Source organism: Methylobacterium sp. SD274 (assembly GCF_017355285.1).
In the GTDB taxonomy this organism is placed as follows: domain Bacteria; phylum Pseudomonadota; class Alphaproteobacteria; order Rhizobiales; family Beijerinckiaceae; genus Methylobacterium.
Genome location: NZ_JADIJP010000005.1, coordinates 93,882 through 110,776 on the forward strand (window position 1 = coordinate 93,882; position 16,895 = coordinate 110,776).

A 16,895-nucleotide genomic window follows, 5' to 3' on the forward strand; every position below is an offset into this window, starting at 1 on the left:
GTGCGGTGCCGCACGGACTTCCTGAACTTGAAATGAACGTATTCTCCTCTTAACTGAACATGAACGAACAGCCCGCCAGACTGGGCTGCCACAACGAATTCAGGAGGATGGATATGTCTGCCGGACTGTTCCAAAACCTACCGGGTGCCCACGAAATGGGGAGCGTCCACGCCCTTCCGAGCGAGCCGTGGCTGCTTCCGATCTCGGATGGCAAGGAGCCCGCGCTGAAGACGACGGACGATATCCTCCTCGCGGTTCGTCAATCCGCCCGCCCCTTCCAGATCGCCGCGAATGCGCTGATGGTCCTGCTTTTGGTGGCCGTCACCGCCCAGATCGCCATGGGCTGGGGTGGTTCCACCGTTGCCCCGCACGCCAACAGCCATGTCGCCGATGCCTCGCCGCCGACGCTGCCCATCGAGAAGGCCTCGATGACGGTTCACAACTAGGCGCGTTCCAGCGAGGCTCCCGAAAGGCGGGTTCGCTTTTCGGGAGGTGTGCGTCGGGTCATGTACCGGCCCGGAGACTTGGACCGGCAGCCCTGCGAGGGCGAGCTTTTCACTCCGTGCTGACGAGCTTGTCCTGACGACGGGACGAGGCTTCGAGCACCGCCTCCGGCCCGGCGGCCTGCCCGTTCTGAGCCGAGCGGATCGACGCCGCCATGGCCTGCAGCCTGACCTGCGGATCTTCCGGTTGGATCACCCCTGCCGACATCACCAGCTTGGCCGCGTCGTCGATGCTCATGGGCACTTCGATGATATCGGCCCGTGGCAGGTAGAAGAAGAAGCCCGTCGTGGGGTTGGGCGCGCAGGGCAGGAACACGCCCACATGGTCGTTTTCCTCCCCCAAAGCCGTCTGGACGTCCGGTCCGGCCGGCGCCGAGACGAACACCACCGACCACGTTCCCTTTACCGGGAATTCGACCAGGCCGACGGTGCGGAACGACGTGCCGTTGGCCGAGAACAGCGTCTCGAAGATCTGCCGCAGGCCCTTGTAGAGGCCCGAGATCACCGGGGTGCGTGCGAGCAGCACCTCCCCGAACTCCACCACGCTGCGGCCGACGAGGTTGGCGGTGAGGAAGCCGAGCAGCGTCACCGCGACGAAGGCGATGACGAGGCCGATGCCCGGAAGCGAGAAGGGCAGGTAATGGTCCGGCAGATAGCTCGCCGGCACCAGGGGCTTCACCCAGCCGTCGATGAGGCTGATGAACCACCACGTGATGTAGATGGTGATCGCCAACGGCCCGGCGACGATGATGCCGGTGAGGAAGTAGGTCCGCAGGCGGCTCTTCTTGCTCACCCGAGGCGGCGGCCGTGCGACGGCGGGGTCTGGTTCCGGCAACGGGGTGAGCGTTTCGCGCACGGGCGGCCTGTCTCGTGGGAGGCTGGTCTTCAGCCTGCATGACAAGGGTTAGCGGGTCGGGCGTGCCACCTCAAGCGCGAGGAAGCGCCCCCTGCCCCGGATGATCCGAGGCCGAGGATCACGGCTTGGTTTCGCCGAGCGCCGCCTCTGCCGTGAGCGCCCTCTCCTTCCACGCATCCCGTTCCGCGAGGGCCTCCTTGAGGGCGAGTTCGGCGCGCTGTGCCCGCGTGGCGCTGGCCGAGGCCAGGGCTTGGGCCCGTTCGCGAGCGCGGGTCTCGCCGGCCATCTGGACCTTGAGGTCGCGCGGCGTTGCCATGGTCGTGTCCGTTCTTGTCGGGGAGGGAAGTTGCAGGATGCCCCGCCGGCGCTCGGTTCGCCAGAGCCGAGGCACCGTTCCCAGGGCGGCGTTACCTCAGGTCGACGAAAGCGGGTCGTTTGCCAGGACGATCGCCTCACCGTGCGGGGTCGCGGCGGCAGCGCGCAGGAATGCGTCGCTACGGGCCTGGACGCTCGCGGAATCGGTGACACCGCGTTCGGCGAGCAGGGCTTCCAGAGTCGCGAGCCAGCGTCCGTAATCGGCCGCCGCTTCCGGCTTCCCCTCCGGCCGGATGGTGCGCCCGAGGGCGCTCGCCCACTCCTCCTGCGTGAACAGGCCCCTCTCCTGCAAGGAGACCACCAGGGCGAAGACCTGCGCCTCCCACGGTTCTGCGAACGGCCCCGGATCGTCGGTTCGGCAACCGGCGCTCATCGCGGCGTCCCCGGCAGGAGATAGCCCTCGAAGGCGGCCACGGTGACGCGCCCTCCCGAGTCGGCGCTCGTCCCCCATAGTTCGGCGGCCTCGAACCCCACCGTATAGAGCCATTGCGGCGGGGCCTCCCGGCCCTCCGCGCTGGCATCGGGCAGGACGAAGGCACCATGGACCCGCTCGATGACGCCACGCCGACCCCGGACGTAACGCGGTAGGCGGGTGTGGCCAATGGGGTGGTCGTTGCGGGTCAAGACGGGGTCGCGTACCGCATATAGGGCCGGCGCATCCGCTGGCCGGTCGCTGGGAAATCCCACGGAGAAGCGAGGCGGGATCTCCTCGGCACGCAGCACCCGTTTCACCGGGCTCGCCGGCCCAGCGCTGGCGCCAGTGGCGATTTCCTCTTGCGTGGCAAGGCCATGGGCAACGACCTGCGCTTCGAGGGCGGCGAGCCAGATCTCGTAATAGCTCGACGACAGGTACTCCGCCGGGGGCAGCGATTCCCGCGCGGCGCGGCTGCCGTCCAGGGTCCAGGTACCGGTATAGCCCACCGCCAGAGCCAAGGCGAAGACGCGCCGTTCCCATTCCGCATGAAAAACCGGCTCGTTCGCCTCCGGCATGACGGTGCCGAATCCGTGGGCGCCGCCGAGATCCTGTGCCCCGTTCATTGGGTCGTCTCCGGGGTGAGCGGCAGCCCGGTGCCGATCATGGAATCGCGCGTGACCAGTGCGGCGAGCTCGGCCTCGCTCAGGGATTCGGTGCCGGCGGGCCGCAGGGGCAGGACCATGAAACGGGTCTCGGCGGTGGAATCCCACACGGTGATGCGGGTCGTCTCGGGAAGGGTGAGGCCGAACTCGGCGAGGACGCCGCGCGGGTCGAGGACGGCGCGGGCGCGGTAGGGTGGCGCCTTGTACCAGACCGGCGGCAGCCCGAGCACCGGCCAGGGATAGCAGGAGCACAGGGTGCAGACGACGAGATTGTGGCTGTCGGGCGTGTTCTCGACCACCACCATGTGCTCGCCGCCGCGCCCCCCGATGCCGAGTTCCGCGATGGCCGGCGTTCCGTCGGCGAGGAGCCGGTCGCGATAGGCCGGATCGGTCCAGGCGCGGGCGACGACGCGGGCGCCGTTATGGGGGCCGATGCGGGTCTCGTACATTTCGACGAGCGCATCGAGTGCGTCCGCCTCCACGTAGCCTTTCTCGAGAAGCAGCGATTCCAGCGCCCTCACCCGCGCCTCGATGGGGGTGAGGCTGCTGCCATGCGCGTGGTCCGGATGGTCATGGTGATGGTCGTGATCGTGCGCCATGGCGTCTCGTCCTGTGCCCGGAACGGCTTCCAAGTCGGTTGTCCGGCCCGGAGGCGGGCAAGCACGGGGCGCGCCGGGCATTATGCGCGGGCCAGTCTGATACCGGAGAGGCACCGTGTCGACACCACTTCGCAGTTCGTCAACGCACGGCTTCGATGGCCTCCTGAGCATCGCGGTGATCCTCCGCGGTGGCCTCGGGCTTCTCCTGCCGGGCGGGGGCCTGCGGCGCCGCGCAGAGGCTGACCGTGATCGGGAAATGATCCGAGCCGACGCCGGGCAGCCGTTCCATGTGGCCGAGCAGGAAGTGCTCGCTGAAGAAGACATGGTCGAGGGGCCAGCGCATCACAGGCCATTTAGCGTGGAAAGTCGCGAACAGGCCGCGGCCCCGGCGCGGATCGAGCAAGCCGCTGATACTCTGGAACAATTGGGTCGTGCGGGACCAGGCCACGTCGTTGAGATCGCCGGCGACGATGGTCGGACCCGGCGCTTCCGCCACTTCACGGGCGACGATCACCAGTTCGGCGTCGCGCGGCGCGCTGCTATGGCCGGGATGCGGGGGGCGCGGATGCAGGCCATAGAGCCTCACCGCCTCGCCGTCCGGCAACACCACCTGCGTGCGCAGCGACGGCACGTCGTCCTGGAGCAGGAAGCGGATTTCGGGGCCGCGCAGGGGAAGGCGGGAGTAGAACAGCAGGCCGTAGGTGTTGTCCTGCGGCTGCTCGACCCGGTTCGGGTAGAGCGCGCGCAATGGGGACATGGCCTCCTGCCAAGCGGAATCGGTCTCCAGCAGCAGGACGAGATCGGGGGAGCGACGCGTGACGAGATCGAGGGCCGCGCCGTAATTCCTGTTCGTCTGCAATACGTTGAGCACCACGAGGCTGAGCCGGTCTCCCGGCTCGCAGGCTTTGGCCGCCTTCGCCTGGGTGGCGGCGAGCGGCGTGAAGGGCAGGATGTAGCGGACCTGCATGACCAAAGCCGCCGCCATGGCGAGGGCGAGGATGAGGGACGTCGTGTCCCGGGAGACCAGAAGGAGGCCGGCGAGGCAGGCCGCCAGTGCCACCGCGATCTGGAGCCGGGGGAAGTCCAGGCTGCGGACGAAGCCGAGATTGGTCTCGATCAGGGGCAGCACCGTGGCTGCCACCAGCAGACCGGCGATGCCCTGCAGGGCGAGCGTGAGATACGTCAAACCTGGTCTCCGCCGCCGTGCGCCCGTCAGGGAGCCGCCCAACCGGGCCATTCAATGGGCCATGCCGCGTCGTCTCGCGCGACCGCCACGCGGCCCGTAATGACCGCCATGCGACCCCCGTTTCGACCGCCACGCGACCCGGTTTCGAGGGGCGCCTGACAATCGACGGATTCCGGTGGCGGTTCCGGCCTATTCCACCGTCACGGACTTGGCGAGGTTGCGCGGCTGGTCCACGTCTTTGCCCATGAAAACGGCCGTGTGGTAGGCGATGAGCTGGATCGGCACGGCGTAGACGATGGGAGACACGACCGGGTCGAGGTCGGGCATGGTCACCGTCGCCATGGTGTCGAGGCCGGCCGCCGCCGCGCCCTTGGCGTCGCCGATGAGGATGATGCGGCCGCCGCGCGCGGCCACCTCCTGCATGTTCGACACCGTCTTCTCGAAGATTGCGTCGTGCGGCGCGATGACGATGACCGGCACGCTCTCGTCGATGAGGGCGATGGGGCCGTGCTTGAGCTCGCCGGCGGCGTAGCCCTCGGCGTGGATGTAGCTGATCTCCTTGAGCTTCAGCGCGCCTTCCAGCGCCATCGGGTAGCTCGTGCCGCGGCCGAGATAGAGCACGTCGCGGGCCTTCGAGACCTCACGGGCGAGAAGCTCGATCTCGCCTTCCAGCTTGGTCGCGTCCGCCATCAGGCCCGGCACGGTGATGAGCGCGTCGACGAGTTCGCGCTCGCGCTCGGCGCTCAGGGTACCCCGCGCCCGGCCTGCCGCGATGGCGAGGCACAGGAGCACCGTGAGCTGGCAGGAGAAGGCCTTGGTGGAGGCCACGCCGATCTCGGGGCCGGCGAGCGTCGGCACCACGGCCGAGGCCTCGCGGGCGATGGTGGAGGTCGGCACGTTGACCACCGCCAGGGTGTGCTGGCCTTGGCTCTTGGCGTAGCGCAGGGAGGCCAGGGTGTCGGCGGTCTCGCCCGATTGGGAGATGACGAGGGTCAGGCCGGCCGTGTCGAGGGGCGGCTCGCGGTAGCGCGCCTCGGAGGCGACGTCGATCTCCACGGGCAGCCGCGCCAGGGATTCGAACCAGTATTTCGCCACCAGCCCGGCATAATAGGCGGTGCCGCAGGCGGTGATCGAGAGCCGCGAGAGGTCCTTGAAATCGAACGGCAGCGCCTCGGGCAGGGCGACCCGGCCATTGGCGAGATCGACGTAATGGGCCAGCGTGCGGCCGACCACTTCGGGCTGCTCGTGGATTTCCTTGGCCATGAAGTGGCGGTGGTTGCCCTTCTCGACCCGGTAGGCCTGGGCGACGATGCGCTGGCGCTGGCGCGAGACCGGGTTGCCGTCGATGTCGCGGATCGCGGCGCCCTCACGGGTCAGCACCGCCCAGTCGCCCTCCTCCAGATAGGTGATCTCCTCGGTGAAGGGGGCGAGGGCGAGGGCGTCCGAGCCCAGATAGGTCTCGCCATCGCCGAAGCCGATGGCCAGGGGCGCACCGTGGCGGGCGCCGATGAGGAGATCGTCGTGGCCGGCGAAGATGAAGGCCAGGGCGAAGGCACCGCGCAGGCGCGGCAGGGCGGCGGCTACGGCCTCCACCGGGCCGAGACCCTTGTCCATCTCGGCGCTGACGAGCTGGGCCACGACCTCGGTGTCGGTCTCGCTCTCGAAGCGTACGCCGCCGGCCTGCAACTCGGCCTTCAGCTCGCGGAAATTCTCGATGATGCCGTTATGGACGACGGCCAGCCGCGCCGTGGCATGCGGGTGGGCATTGGTCTCGTTGGGGCGGCCATGGGTGGCCCAGCGGGTATGGCCGATGCCGATGGCGCCGGGCAGCGGCTCGTCGCGCAGCCTGAGTTCGAGGTTGGAGAGCTTGCCCTCGGCGCGGCGGCGATCCAGCCGGCCATTGGCCAGGGTGGCGACCCCGGCCGAATCGTAGCCGCGATATTCGAGGCGGCGCAGGGCTTCGACCACCTGCCCCGCCACCGCCTCATGCCCGACGATGCCAACGATTCCACACATGGTCGCTTCTCTCACACGAGGGGGCTTGGCCGGGAAAGCGGAAGGATCGTGCCTCCGACAGTCCCGGACCGGGATCTTGGCGGTGGCCCACGCAAGGAGCGGCCCAAGCCTTCTGGGAGGGCCTTGTACCGGATCGGAACACGATCCGGCCAGGGTTCCTGCTCTTGCACGGTCTCCGAGGCTGAATTCGGCTCAACGGATACGTCCACGTCCGACGATACGATACTGACGGAACTAGTCTTTCTTGGAACGAGCGGCCTTCATCGCCTGCAGGGCTGCCCGCATCCCGCTGGCCATGCCCTCGATGATGCGCTGGCGGCTGCGGGCGATGGCGAGGGCATCGGCCGGCACCGAATGCGTAATGACCGAGCCCGCGCCAATGATCGCGCCGGCCCCGACGCTCACGGGCGCCACAAGGGCGGTGTTCGAGCCGATGAAGGCGCCGGCCCCGATCTCGGTCCGGTGCTTGTTCACCCCGTCGTAATTGCAGGTGATGGTGCCGGCCCCGACATTCGCGCCCGGCCCGATCTCGGCATCGCCGAGATAGGTGAGGTGGTTGGCCTTGGCGCCCTCGCCGAGGCGGGCGTTCTTCATCTCGACGAAATTGCCGATGCGCGAGCCGGCCTCCAGCACCGCGCCGGGGCGAAGCCTCGCATAGGGGCCGACGCTGACGCCCTGTGCCAGGGTCGCGCCTTCGAGATGCGAGAAGGCATGGATCACGCAACGGTCGCCGACCGTCACGTGGGGGCCGAACACCACATGAGGTTCCACGAGAACGTCCCGGCCCAACACCGTGTCGACGCTGAAGAAAACCGTTTCCGGCGCCACCAGGGTGGCCCCGCCGATCTGGGCCGCGCGGCGCAGCCGCGCCTGGATCGTCGCCTCGGCGACGCTGAGCTGGACCCGGTCGTTGACGCCCTGCGCCTCGGCCTCGTCCACGGGCACCACCGCCACGGCGAGCCCGTCTTCCACGGCAAGGGCGACCGCGTCCGGCAGGTAGTACTCGCCCGCCGCGTTGGCGTTGCCGATCCGCGTGAGCAGGGAGAGGGCATGGGGGCCGGAGAGCGCCATCAGGCCGGCATTGCACAGGGTGACGGCGCGTTCCTCCGCGCTCGCATCCTTCTCCTCGCGGATGGCGAGCACGCGCCCGCCCGCCGTCAGCACCCGTCCGTAGCCGGTGGGATTCTCCGCCGTGAAAGCCAGCACCGCCACCGCCGCCCCATCGGCCAGGGGCGCGCGCAGGCGGGTGAGGGTGGCCCCGGTGACCAGGGGAGTGTCCCCGAACGCGATCACCACGTCGTCGGAGCCCGCCTCCAGGGCCTCGCGGGCGGCCAGAACCGCATGGGCGGTGCCGAGGCGCTCCACCTGCGGATGGACCGAGGCTCCGGGTGCGGCCCGCGCGATCTCGGCGGCCACCGCCTCCTGCCCCGGCTCGACCACCACGGCGATGCGGGTCGCCCCGGCCTCGCGAGCGGCGGCGAGAACATGGCCGAGCATGGTCCGCCCGGCCACCGCGTGCAGCACCTTAGGCAGGTCGGACCGCATCCGCGTGCCCTTGCCGGCGGCGAGAACGATGGCCGTGAGGCTGCGTCCGCCCGTCCTGGCGGGCTCGGTCGAATGGGGGGTCTGCGCCGTCATCGTCGCTCCGCCGCTGTCGGGCCGGGGGCCGGCTCGCGTCCTATCCGGCTGCGCTACTGCGTGGCTTGTCGGGTAGCAAGCCTGCGCGGCCGGCGAGCCGGGGGCGCGGACGGAGATCCGGTCCGAACCGTCCGAGTCATCAGCTCTTGCATCAGCTCTTGAGGATCAGGGTGATCAGCACGGCGGCCAGGCACACGAACATGACGACCCCCAGGACCAGGCTCGCCAGGGTGGTGGAGGAGATATAGGTGCCGGCGACGGTTCCCAGCATGCGCGTCACACCGCCTCCCGCCGGGGAGGCGGCGTCACCGGGGTGGCCGCATCCCGGACAGGCCACGGCTTGCGCGGAGACCTGTCGCGAGCAGGCAGGGCATGGGATGAGCGCCATGAGGTGCCTCGTAAGAGGTGAACGACCTCTGGAATCTGTCACAAGCGCGGCTATTCGGCCAGTCCGGGACCCTTATCGCCCCTCGCCGCCGTTCCCGGCCGAACTGCTTGCCTGCCGGGAAAATCCGCGTTCCGTTGAACGGTTTCGGTTCCTTCCGGCTTAAGGTTGGGTTCGGGCCGTGCCGTGGTAAAGCCGGGACATACTGCATCGCACCCCGCGCCTTCCCGCGCCGACATTACAGGTCCAATGACGCCGACGATTCCGGGACTTCGCCGCGCCGTGACAGAACCCTCCTCCGATGATCCCGTGCTGACGGGACCGCAGGACCGGAGCCGCCGGGAGCTTTTCTTGCAGGCGAGCGCCGCCGCGCTGGCTCTCTCCCTCCCCGGCACCGCCTCGACCGCCTGGGCGGACGATGCCCCCGCCCTCCCCGCCGAGGGCGCGCCGTTCCTCGGCCATACGGTGCCCGACCTCGCCCGCGAGCTTGCCAAACGCCCCTATGCCGCCCCCCGCACCGACGACCTGCCCGGTGCCCTGACCGGGCTCAACCGCGAGCAGTACAACGCCATCCGGACCGTGCCGGGCAGCGCGATCTGGGCGAACGAGGCCTTCGGCTTCACCCTCGAGCCCCTGCATCGCGGCTCGGTCTTCACCGGCCGCGTGGCCCTGGCCCTGGTGGAGGACGGCACAGTGCGGCCGCTGGCCTACGACCGCGCCCGGTTCGAGGCGGAGGGCATCGCCCTGCCCGAGTTCAAGGACGATCCCGGCTATTCGGGCCTGCGCATCCGCGCCCGGTTCGATGGCGGCGAACTCACCGATTTCGCCACTTTCCAGGGGGCGTCGTTCTTCCGCCTCGTCGCTACCGGCCAGGGGTTCGGCGTCACCGCGCGCGCCCTCACTCTGCGCCCCGCCGATTCACGCGGCGAGGAGTTCCCCGAACTCCGCGCCATCTGGGTCGAGCGGCCGGGCCCCGGCGGCCCGCTGGTGCTGCATTGCCTTGTCGATTCCCCCTCGGCCACCGCGTCCCTGAGGATGAGCCTGCGGCCCGGCGGCGATTCGCTGTGCGATGTGGAGGGCACGGTGTTCGCGCGCGCGGCCATCGACCATCTCGGTCTCGGCGGCATGACCACGAGCTACCTCTTCGGCCCCTACGACCGGCGCGGTGCCGACGATGCCCGCGCCGGCGCCTATGCCTCCACCGGCCTGCAGATCCGCACCGGTGCCAATGAGGCGATCTGGCGTCCCGCGCGCAACCCGGAGACGCTGCAGGTCTCGTCCTTCGTCGACGAGAACCCCAAAGGGTTCGGCCTGATGCAGCGGGCGCGCAGCTACGCCGATTTCGAGGACGACGTGCAGCATTGGGAGTGGCGCCCGTCGCTCTGGCTCGAGCCGTTCGGCAATTGGGGGCCGGGCGCGGTGACGCTCCTCGAGATCCCGAGCGATTCCGAGTTCAACGAAAACATCCTGGCCTATTGGCGGCCGAAGGCGACGCTGGCGGCGGGCACCGAGCATGCGTTCAGCTATCGCCAGCACTGGTGCTGGCAGCCGCCGGAGGCGCCGCCCGTGGCGCTCGTCTCCGGCACCCGCAGCGGCAAGGCGCCGGGGAGCAACCGCCGCCTGTTCCTGGTGGATTTCACCGGCGACATCCTGTTCGCCGATCCGGACTTGCAGCCGACGCTGCTGACGTCGCCCGGCACGGTGGCGGCCCCGACCCTCTATCGCTATCCCGACCGTAAGACGGTGCGGGTCTCCTTCGAGCTCGACACGGGCGGCGGGAAATCCTGCGAACTGCGCCTCGTGCTCAAGCGCGGGGAGGCCTCCGTCACCGAAACCTGGCTCTACCGGTGGACACCCTGAACACGCACGCGCTTCCCCCCACCGCCCCGGCTTCCTTCCGGCCCGCGATGCCGCCCGAAGCCCCGCTGCCCATGCCGGTGCAGGCGCTCGACCGCTGGGACCCCGCATCTGGGCACCGTCCGGCCAAGCCCGCGCGGCGGCCCTGGGCCGCCCGCGCCTTCGTCTTCGGCGGGGCGGCGCTGCTCACCGCCTACGGCGCCCTGGAGATGTACGAGGTCGTGGCCGTCTCGGGCGGGACGACGGCGCTGCAATACGTGCTGCTCGTGCTCTTCACCCTGAACTTCTCCTGGATCGCCCTCTCCTTCATGAGCGCGATCCTGGGCTTCGCCACGCTCCTGCGCCGGCCGAAGGCGCCGCTTCCGCCGACCCGGCTCGCCACGAAGACCGCCATCGTCATGCCGGTCTACAACGAGGCCACCGCCCGTACCTTCGCGGCCGTGGAAGCCATGCGGGCGGAGATCGACGCCACCGGCCTCGGCGAGGCCTTCGACTATTTCGTCCTGTCGGACTCGACGGTGGGCGATGCCTGGATCGCCGAGGAGCGCGCCTTCCTCGATCTGCGCGAGCGCTGGGGCGCGGATGCGCGGCTCTATTACCGGCACCGTGCGAAGAACCATCACCGCAAGGCCGGCAATATCGGCGACTTCGTCTCGCGCTGGGGCGGGGCCTACGACCACATGCTGGTGCTCGACGCCGACAGCCTGATGACCGGACCCTGCGTGGTCCATCTCGCCGCCGCCATGGAGGCGGACCCGGATTCCGGCATCATCCAGTCGCTGCCGCTCATCATCAACCGCAACACCCTGTTCGCCCGCGTCCAGCAATTCGCCGCCCGCATCTACGGCCCGGTCATCGCCACGGGCCTCTCCGTCTGGTCGGGCCGCGACGGCAATTACTGGGGCCACAACGCCATCATCCGCACCCGCGCCTTCGCGGAGGCCTGCGGCCTGCCCGATCTCAAGGGCAAACCACCCTTCGGCGGCCACATCCTCAGCCACGATTTCGTCGAGGCGGCGCTGATCCGGCGGGCCGGCTGGAGCGTGACCATGCTGCCCGCCCTGCCCGGCTCCTACGAGGAGAGCCCGCCCTCCCTCATCGACGTCGCGGTGCGCGACCGGCGCTGGGCGCAGGGCAACCTCCAGCACAGCCGCGTCATCGGGGCGGCGGGCCTAACGCTGGCCTCGCGCCAGCATTTCGCCACCGGCATCGCCGGCTACGTCGCCTCCCCGCTCTGGCTCGGCCAGCTCGTGGTCGGTATCGCCCTGGTGCTCCAGACCGCCTATGTGCGGCCGGAATATTTCACCTCCGAATTCGGGCTTTACCCGGTCTGGCCGCGCTTCGACCCCGTGCGCGCGCTCCAGCTGTTCGGGCTCACCATGGGCATCCTGCTGGCGCCGAAGCTCCTGGGGCTGATCCTCGCCCTCATCGACGGGCCGGTGCGCCGGGCCTCGGGCGGCGCCATCCGCCTCGTCCTGTCGAGCCTGATCGAGACGATCCTCTCCGCGCTCATCGCCCCCATCGCCATGCTGATCCAATCCGGCTCGGTGTTCGAGATCCTGGTCGGGCGCGATACCGGCTGGAACCCGCAGCGGCGCGACGACGGCTCGATACCCTTGCGCGACATCGTCCGCCGCCACCGCTGGCACATGGTGCTGGGACTGGTGACCGGCATCGCCGCCTTCGCCATCGCCACCTCGCTGTTCCTCTGGATGTCGCCCACCATCCTCGGCCTCGTCCTGGCGATCCCGATCTCCTGGGCGAGCGGCCAGCTCTCCTGGGGCCTCGCCCTCAAGCGCCTTGGCCTGCTGATGACCCCGGAGGAGCGCGACCCGCCCGCCATCGCCGTCACCGCCGGGACGCTCGCGGCCCGCAACGCCGAGGCCGGCCTCGACGACTCGGATGCGATCCGCGCCCTCCACGCCGATGCGGGCTTCGCCGAAGCCCATGCCCTGATGCTGCCCGAGATGCCCAAACGTCCCCGCGGCGTGATCGACACGGACCGCGCCCTCGCCCAGGCCAAGGTGGTGGAGGCCGAGACCATCGCGGAGGCCGCCGAGTGGCTCAGCCCGAAGGAGCGCATGGCCCTCCTCCACGACCGCGCCCTCCTCGACCGCCTCACCCGCCTCGCGCAGGCGTGAGCTACGATCGTCACGCCTGTCGCGGGATGCGCTGACGAGCCCTCCTCCCCAGCGGATCTCGGGCCTGCCCGAGATCCGTCGAGCTTGTGGGGGGAGTTGGAGGTGGGGGTGGTCGGGCGACCCTCAAGCTGCGGAGGCTGGCGGAGCCACCCCCACTCCTAACCTCTCTCCACAAGGGGGAGAGGGACGCGGTCTGCCAACGAGGGCAGATGTGTGAATCCGGTAGCCCGCGTGAGACGGGGGGATCGACCGTGCCCGGAGCTCGTTTCCACGAGAGCCCGCGGATCCGGGCGGCCGATGCCGGCCCCCTGCCCGCTCGGCCGCCGATCCGGAAGGTCAGTCGGCGTTTCCCGAATCGGGTGCCTTGGCGAGACGGTCCGCCAGGGAGGCCTCGTACTGGATGAGGTCCTTGCCCCGCTTCATCGCCCGGTAGAAGTCCCGCGCCGCCACGTGGGCGTTGATGTCCCGGACATAGGGAGCCGTGGTCGGTACCGCCTCGAGCAATTCGCTTGCCTGGGCCACGAACAGGTTCTCGATCTCCGACACGTCATCGGAGAGATAGAGCACCGTGAGAGTCAGGTAGAGGCGCTTGCAGGCCGTATCGGCCTCGCTCTCCGTGATGATGTCGGATTCGCGCAGGAACTTCGTCATCGTCTCGATGACGAAACTCGACCGCCGGGACCCGTTGCGGATCGCGGCCCCGCCGATCAGCAACCGCTCGAACGGCTTGAGTTCGATCTTCAGGGGCATGACCGGTCCTTCGGGCTCGGGCGGGATCATCGGTCCGGACGGTTAACAAGACGTCACCGCATTGGCGAGGGTTGCTTCGCGGAATCCGGCATCGCCCCGAAGGCCGCGAAAATACGGAGAATGCAGCGGATCCCCCACATGTTTCGTTAACCGTTCGCCTTAAGACCTTCGCAACGTCCTCGTGGTTTGGTGACGCTGCATCCAAAAAAGGGGTGCTTCCAGATCAGAATGGATCGGACCACATGTCTTCAGGCATCACGCTCACCGCGGCAACGCGCCAGAACCTGCTCTCGCTGCAGGGTACCGCCGACCTCCTGACCCAGACCCAGAACCGTCTGTCGACCGGCAAGAAGGTCAACTCGGCCCTCGACGATCCGACGAGCTTCTTCACCTCGCAGTCCCTGTCCGGCCGCTCGGGCGATCTCGGCTCGCTCCTCAACGGCATCTCAAACGGCGTCCAGACGATCCAGGCCGCCAACCAGGGCATCACCTCGATCCAGAAGCTGGTCGACTCGGCCAAGTCCACCGCCAACCAGGCGCTAGCCGACAAGAGCGCTGTAACGAGCGGCACGCCGGCAACGTCCGCAATCCTCTCGGCAGCGACGTCCTTCCAAGGTACGTCCACGGCGGCCACCGACGGCACGCAGGACTTCTCCGGCACCCGCAACGCCGTTTTCACCGTGAATGACGGCACCAATAATACTGTGATCACCCTCGATGCTTCCACGCTGAGCGGCGTGACGAGCAACGTCGGCAAGGCGACCGCTGATGACGTGGTCAAGGCAATCAATAACCAGCTGGCCAACGACACGACAAATCCTGCTGCGGTCTCTGCCTCCAAGACGACAGATGGTCGGATTGTTTTCACGTCGACTGCGACCGGTAAGGACGCAACGGCAACGGTCACTAACGCGACCGGCAACGAAGTCGATCTTGGATTTGGTACTGCCACAGCTGCACAGACAGCCAAGGGTGCTGATGCTAAGAACGGCGCCACAGCTGCAGCTGCAGAAGGTGCAGCAGTTGCTGGTTTGGCCACTGGTGGTACCGGCCCTGACTTCACGGGCGCAGCCGATGCGTCGTTCACGATCAAGCTCGGCGATGGCCCGGCCAAAAAGATCGAGCTGAACACGGCTGCGGATGCCACGCTCGGCGCTCTGACGGATGCAAAGGCGACGGACCTTGCCACCGCAATCAACAAGCAACTGAATGCCGATACCGGTTTCAAGGGTAAGGTCACGGCCGTTGGTGATGATACGACGGGTAAGGTGACCTTTACTTCGACGGCGACGGGTTCAGATCAGAAGATCACGATCGATGCGTCTTCCGCGACGACCGACACGGATATCGGTTTTGGTGCCGGTGCCACCGCAAAGCCGGTCGTGGCGAGCGGTGCTGGATCTGCCAGCGGCACCAACGCGACCCGCACCTCCCTCGCCAAGCAGTTCAACACGCTGCTGGATCAGATCACCCAGCAAGCGAAGGATTCGAGCTACAACGGCATCAATCTTCTGTACCGTTCGGGCACGGACAAGGCCGAGAACTCGCTGAAGGTCACTTTCAACGAGACGGGTTCGTCCAACCTGAACATCGAGGGTGCCAAGCTCGACTCCGATGGCCTTGGCCTGAGCTCGGTCACCGGTGGGTTCCAGTCCGACGACGAGATTAACAAGGCCCTGACGGCCATCACCGCCGCCACCAGCCAGCTTCGTGCCCAGTCCTCGACCTTCGGCTCCAACCTTTCGGTGGTGCAGAACCGTCAGGATTTCTCGAAGAACTTGATCAACATCCTCGACACCGGCTCGGCCAACCTGACGAACGCGGACCTCAACGAGGAAGCCGCCAACTCCCAGGCCCTGTCGACCCGCCAGTCGATCGGCATCTCGGCCCTCTCGCTCGCCAACACGGCGCAGCAGGGCATCCTGCAGCTCCTCCGCTAAGCGGATCAGCCGTCACGACACTAAGCGGCCGGGGGAAACCCCGGCCGTTTTCGTTCGCGACACGTCCCGGCCCCGGCCGAATGAGGAGTATCGAGGGACGACCGAGCGGGCCACCACGATCCGACAGATAAGGGCGGTTCGGTCCCGCTGCCCCTCACGCTGCCGGGGACAAGGCCGCCGGATGACGGGATCGAGCCCGTTCAGCGACGGACGACAGCCCAGGCGTCGGCGAAGGCACGCCATCGCGCCTTCGCAACGGTTCGGAAGGATGGCCGAGTGGTTCGAGGAAGCGGACTTCAGATTCGCTTCCGGCCATTCCGCGCAGTCCCTCGAGATCAGCGACAGTATTGCCCGGGCTCGGTCTTTCGATCCGAAGGCGTTCGCTCATCGTTCTCTGCCCCTGCCCGTATCGAGGCGTTGGGCGGGCCAAAGGCGGCAACACTCGTTCGGCCTTTGGCCCGCCGAACGGCCGCCGGAGCGGAGCTCAGTTCGGCTCTGTCCCACCCGCGGGCGGCTTCTGCTCCGTGCAGACGATGGGGTGCTTGGACTGGTCGGTCCACGTGACCTCCTGCCCCTTGCCGCGCAGTTCATGCGTGTCGTCGCCGTAGCGAAACCCTGAGCCCGAAGGCTGCGCCGGCAGAGTGATCTCCGGCCCTTCGGGAGGCCGGACGATCGCAGGCTGTGCCGGGTCGGAGGTGACGAACTCGACCGTGAGCAAGACGTCCTTTGGGCACGAGAAGATCACCCGCTTCGTCGTTGCCCCCTCGCTGGCGGTCGCCCGGGACAGCGTCTTGTCGGGGGCCTCTGCGTGAGCCTGGATCGACACGCCGACCATGACGGCGGCAACGAGAAACGGCGATACGGTGTGAAGGCGCATCATCGAGAGCATCTCCGAGTTCAGCCTGATCGGCCGGAGGGTTAGGACGCGCCCGACCGGAGGTCCCGTCAAGCATACGACCGCTCGGGATCATGATGATGGGCCGGAGCTCAGGGGCTCCTGGATATCCCGATCTCCGCTCCTCGCCCATGACGATCCGACACGGGCCGCCAGGAGGGCCTCCATCGACGTCTCTCCATCCGCGTCCGGTTCAACGTCCAGTATCCGTCTCCCGGTCGGCATCCACGTCGGCGGAGAGCGCTCTGGCGTGGCTGGCCCGCCCGTTCAAGGGGGACGAAACACCGGAGTGGAACCAGCCTGCGAGCCATTACCGTTGTTCCGTCGAGGACGCCTCAGGTGAGGGCGACCGCAGGAGGCATGTCCATGCAGAGCAAGCTCACGAAGACGATCATCGGGGCTGTCATCGCCGTGGCTCTCGCGGCTGCCGTGTCCTATGGGCTCATCAACCAGCAGACGGCGGATCAGCTGCAGACCAAGGCGAACCAGACGCTGTCGGACGACCAGGCTGCCCCCGGCACGGCGCCTCGGCAGCCGGCCCCCGCGCCGCAGGGCCCCAACCAGCAAGCGCCGACGCAGCCGACCCCCACGCCCGCACCTCGGCAGTGAGAGTGGTGGCACGGACATCCGCACGCCGTCTCGGTTCGCCGGCTGAAACCGCCCGGTAACCCTCCGGC

16 protein-coding genes are annotated in these 16,895 nt (G+C 68.4%); 5 read left to right on the top strand and 11 right to left on the bottom strand.

Annotated features, from left to right (window positions below; translation table 11 throughout):
• Positions 1-113: 113 nt before the first annotated feature.
• Positions 114-446 (top strand): hypothetical protein, encoded by a 333-nt coding sequence (locus IPV08_RS06590; RefSeq protein WP_207411244.1) that lies wholly within the window; start codon positions 114-116, stop codon positions 444-446.
• Between the two features lie 109 nt (positions 447-555).
• On the opposite strand, the gene IPV08_RS06595 is transcribed toward IPV08_RS06590, so the two are convergent.
• The 9 genes from IPV08_RS06595 to IPV08_RS06635 all read right to left on the bottom strand — a co-directional run bounded on the left by IPV08_RS06595 (position 556) and on the right by IPV08_RS06635 (position 8,638).
• Positions 556-1,359 carry a DUF502 domain-containing protein gene (locus IPV08_RS06595; protein ID WP_207411245.1) on the bottom strand — a complete coding sequence of 268 codons (804 nt, stop codon included), beginning with the start codon at positions 1,357-1,359 and terminating at the stop codon, positions 556-558.
• A gap of 118 nt (positions 1,360-1,477) precedes the next feature.
• Positions 1,478-1,675 (bottom strand): hypothetical protein, encoded by a 198-nt coding sequence (locus IPV08_RS06600; RefSeq protein WP_207411246.1) that lies wholly within the window; start codon positions 1,673-1,675, stop codon positions 1,478-1,480.
• Positions 1,676-1,771: 96 nt separating this feature from the next.
• Positions 1,772-2,107: a nitrile hydratase accessory protein gene (locus IPV08_RS06605; RefSeq protein ID WP_207411247.1), complete on the bottom strand. Its 336-nt coding sequence runs from the start codon at positions 2,105-2,107 to the stop codon at positions 1,772-1,774.
• A complete protein-coding gene (nthB, locus tag IPV08_RS06610) occupies positions 2,104-2,772 on the bottom strand; it encodes a nitrile hydratase subunit beta (RefSeq protein ID WP_207411248.1) in 669 nt (222 codons plus the stop codon). The genes IPV08_RS06605 and nthB overlap by 4 nt, the downstream gene beginning before the upstream one ends.
• Complete coding sequence (gene nthA, locus IPV08_RS06615) at positions 2,769-3,410, bottom strand: nitrile hydratase subunit alpha (RefSeq protein ID WP_207411249.1); 642 nt, start codon at positions 3,408-3,410, stop codon at positions 2,769-2,771. Before nthA ends, nthB begins: the two co-directional genes overlap by 4 nt.
• Before the next feature lie 139 nt (positions 3,411-3,549).
• Entirely contained in the window at positions 3,550-4,596 is a 1,047-nt protein-coding gene (locus IPV08_RS06620) for an endonuclease/exonuclease/phosphatase family protein (protein ID WP_207411250.1), read from the bottom strand.
• Positions 4,597-4,785: 189 nt separating this feature from the next.
• Positions 4,786-6,612, bottom strand: a complete 1,827-nt coding sequence (glmS, locus tag IPV08_RS06625; RefSeq protein WP_207411251.1) for a glutamine--fructose-6-phosphate transaminase (isomerizing) — start codon at positions 6,610-6,612, stop codon at positions 4,786-4,788.
• A gap of 234 nt (positions 6,613-6,846) precedes the next feature.
• Positions 6,847-8,250 carry a bifunctional UDP-N-acetylglucosamine diphosphorylase/glucosamine-1-phosphate N-acetyltransferase GlmU gene (gene glmU / locus IPV08_RS06630; protein WP_207411252.1) on the bottom strand — a complete coding sequence of 468 codons (1,404 nt, stop codon included), beginning with the start codon at positions 8,248-8,250 and terminating at the stop codon, positions 6,847-6,849.
• Positions 8,251-8,401: 151 nt separating this feature from the next.
• Entirely contained in the window at positions 8,402-8,638 is a 237-nt protein-coding gene (locus IPV08_RS06635; protein ID WP_207411253.1) for a hypothetical protein, read from the bottom strand.
• Positions 8,639-8,986: 348 nt separating this feature from the next.
• On the opposite strand from IPV08_RS06635, the gene IPV08_RS06640 reads away from it, so the two are divergent.
• Together IPV08_RS06640 and mdoH are read left to right on the top strand one after the other, a co-directional pair.
• Entirely contained in the window at positions 8,987-10,495 is a 1,509-nt protein-coding gene (locus IPV08_RS06640; RefSeq protein WP_244483603.1) for a glucan biosynthesis protein D, read from the top strand.
• Entirely contained in the window at positions 10,483-12,633 is a 2,151-nt protein-coding gene (gene mdoH / locus IPV08_RS06645; RefSeq protein ID WP_207411255.1) for a glucans biosynthesis glucosyltransferase MdoH, read from the top strand. Before IPV08_RS06640 ends, mdoH begins: the two co-directional genes overlap by 13 nt.
• Before the next feature lie 336 nt (positions 12,634-12,969).
• On the opposite strand, the gene IPV08_RS06650 is transcribed toward mdoH, so the two are convergent.
• Positions 12,970-13,383 (bottom strand): flagellar biosynthesis repressor FlbT, encoded by a 414-nt coding sequence (locus IPV08_RS06650; RefSeq protein WP_207411256.1) that lies wholly within the window; start codon positions 13,381-13,383, stop codon positions 12,970-12,972.
• 242 nt (positions 13,384-13,625) lie between these two features.
• Here IPV08_RS06650 and IPV08_RS06655 point away from each other — a divergent pair, with 242 nt between their 5' ends.
• Positions 13,626-15,323 carry a flagellin gene (locus IPV08_RS06655; RefSeq protein ID WP_207411257.1) on the top strand — a complete coding sequence of 566 codons (1,698 nt, stop codon included), beginning with the start codon at positions 13,626-13,628 and terminating at the stop codon, positions 15,321-15,323.
• 484 nt (positions 15,324-15,807) lie between these two features.
• On the opposite strand, the gene IPV08_RS06660 is transcribed toward IPV08_RS06655, so the two are convergent.
• Positions 15,808-16,203: an MliC family protein gene (locus IPV08_RS06660; RefSeq protein WP_246747832.1), complete on the bottom strand. Its 396-nt coding sequence runs from the start codon at positions 16,201-16,203 to the stop codon at positions 15,808-15,810.
• Positions 16,204-16,584: 381 nt separating this feature from the next.
• Here IPV08_RS06660 and IPV08_RS06665 point away from each other — a divergent pair, with 381 nt between their 5' ends.
• On the top strand, positions 16,585-16,827 hold the full coding sequence (locus IPV08_RS06665) for a hypothetical protein (RefSeq protein WP_207411258.1): 243 nt from the start codon (positions 16,585-16,587) through the stop codon (positions 16,825-16,827).
• The last annotated feature ends 68 nt before the right edge of the window (positions 16,828-16,895 follow it).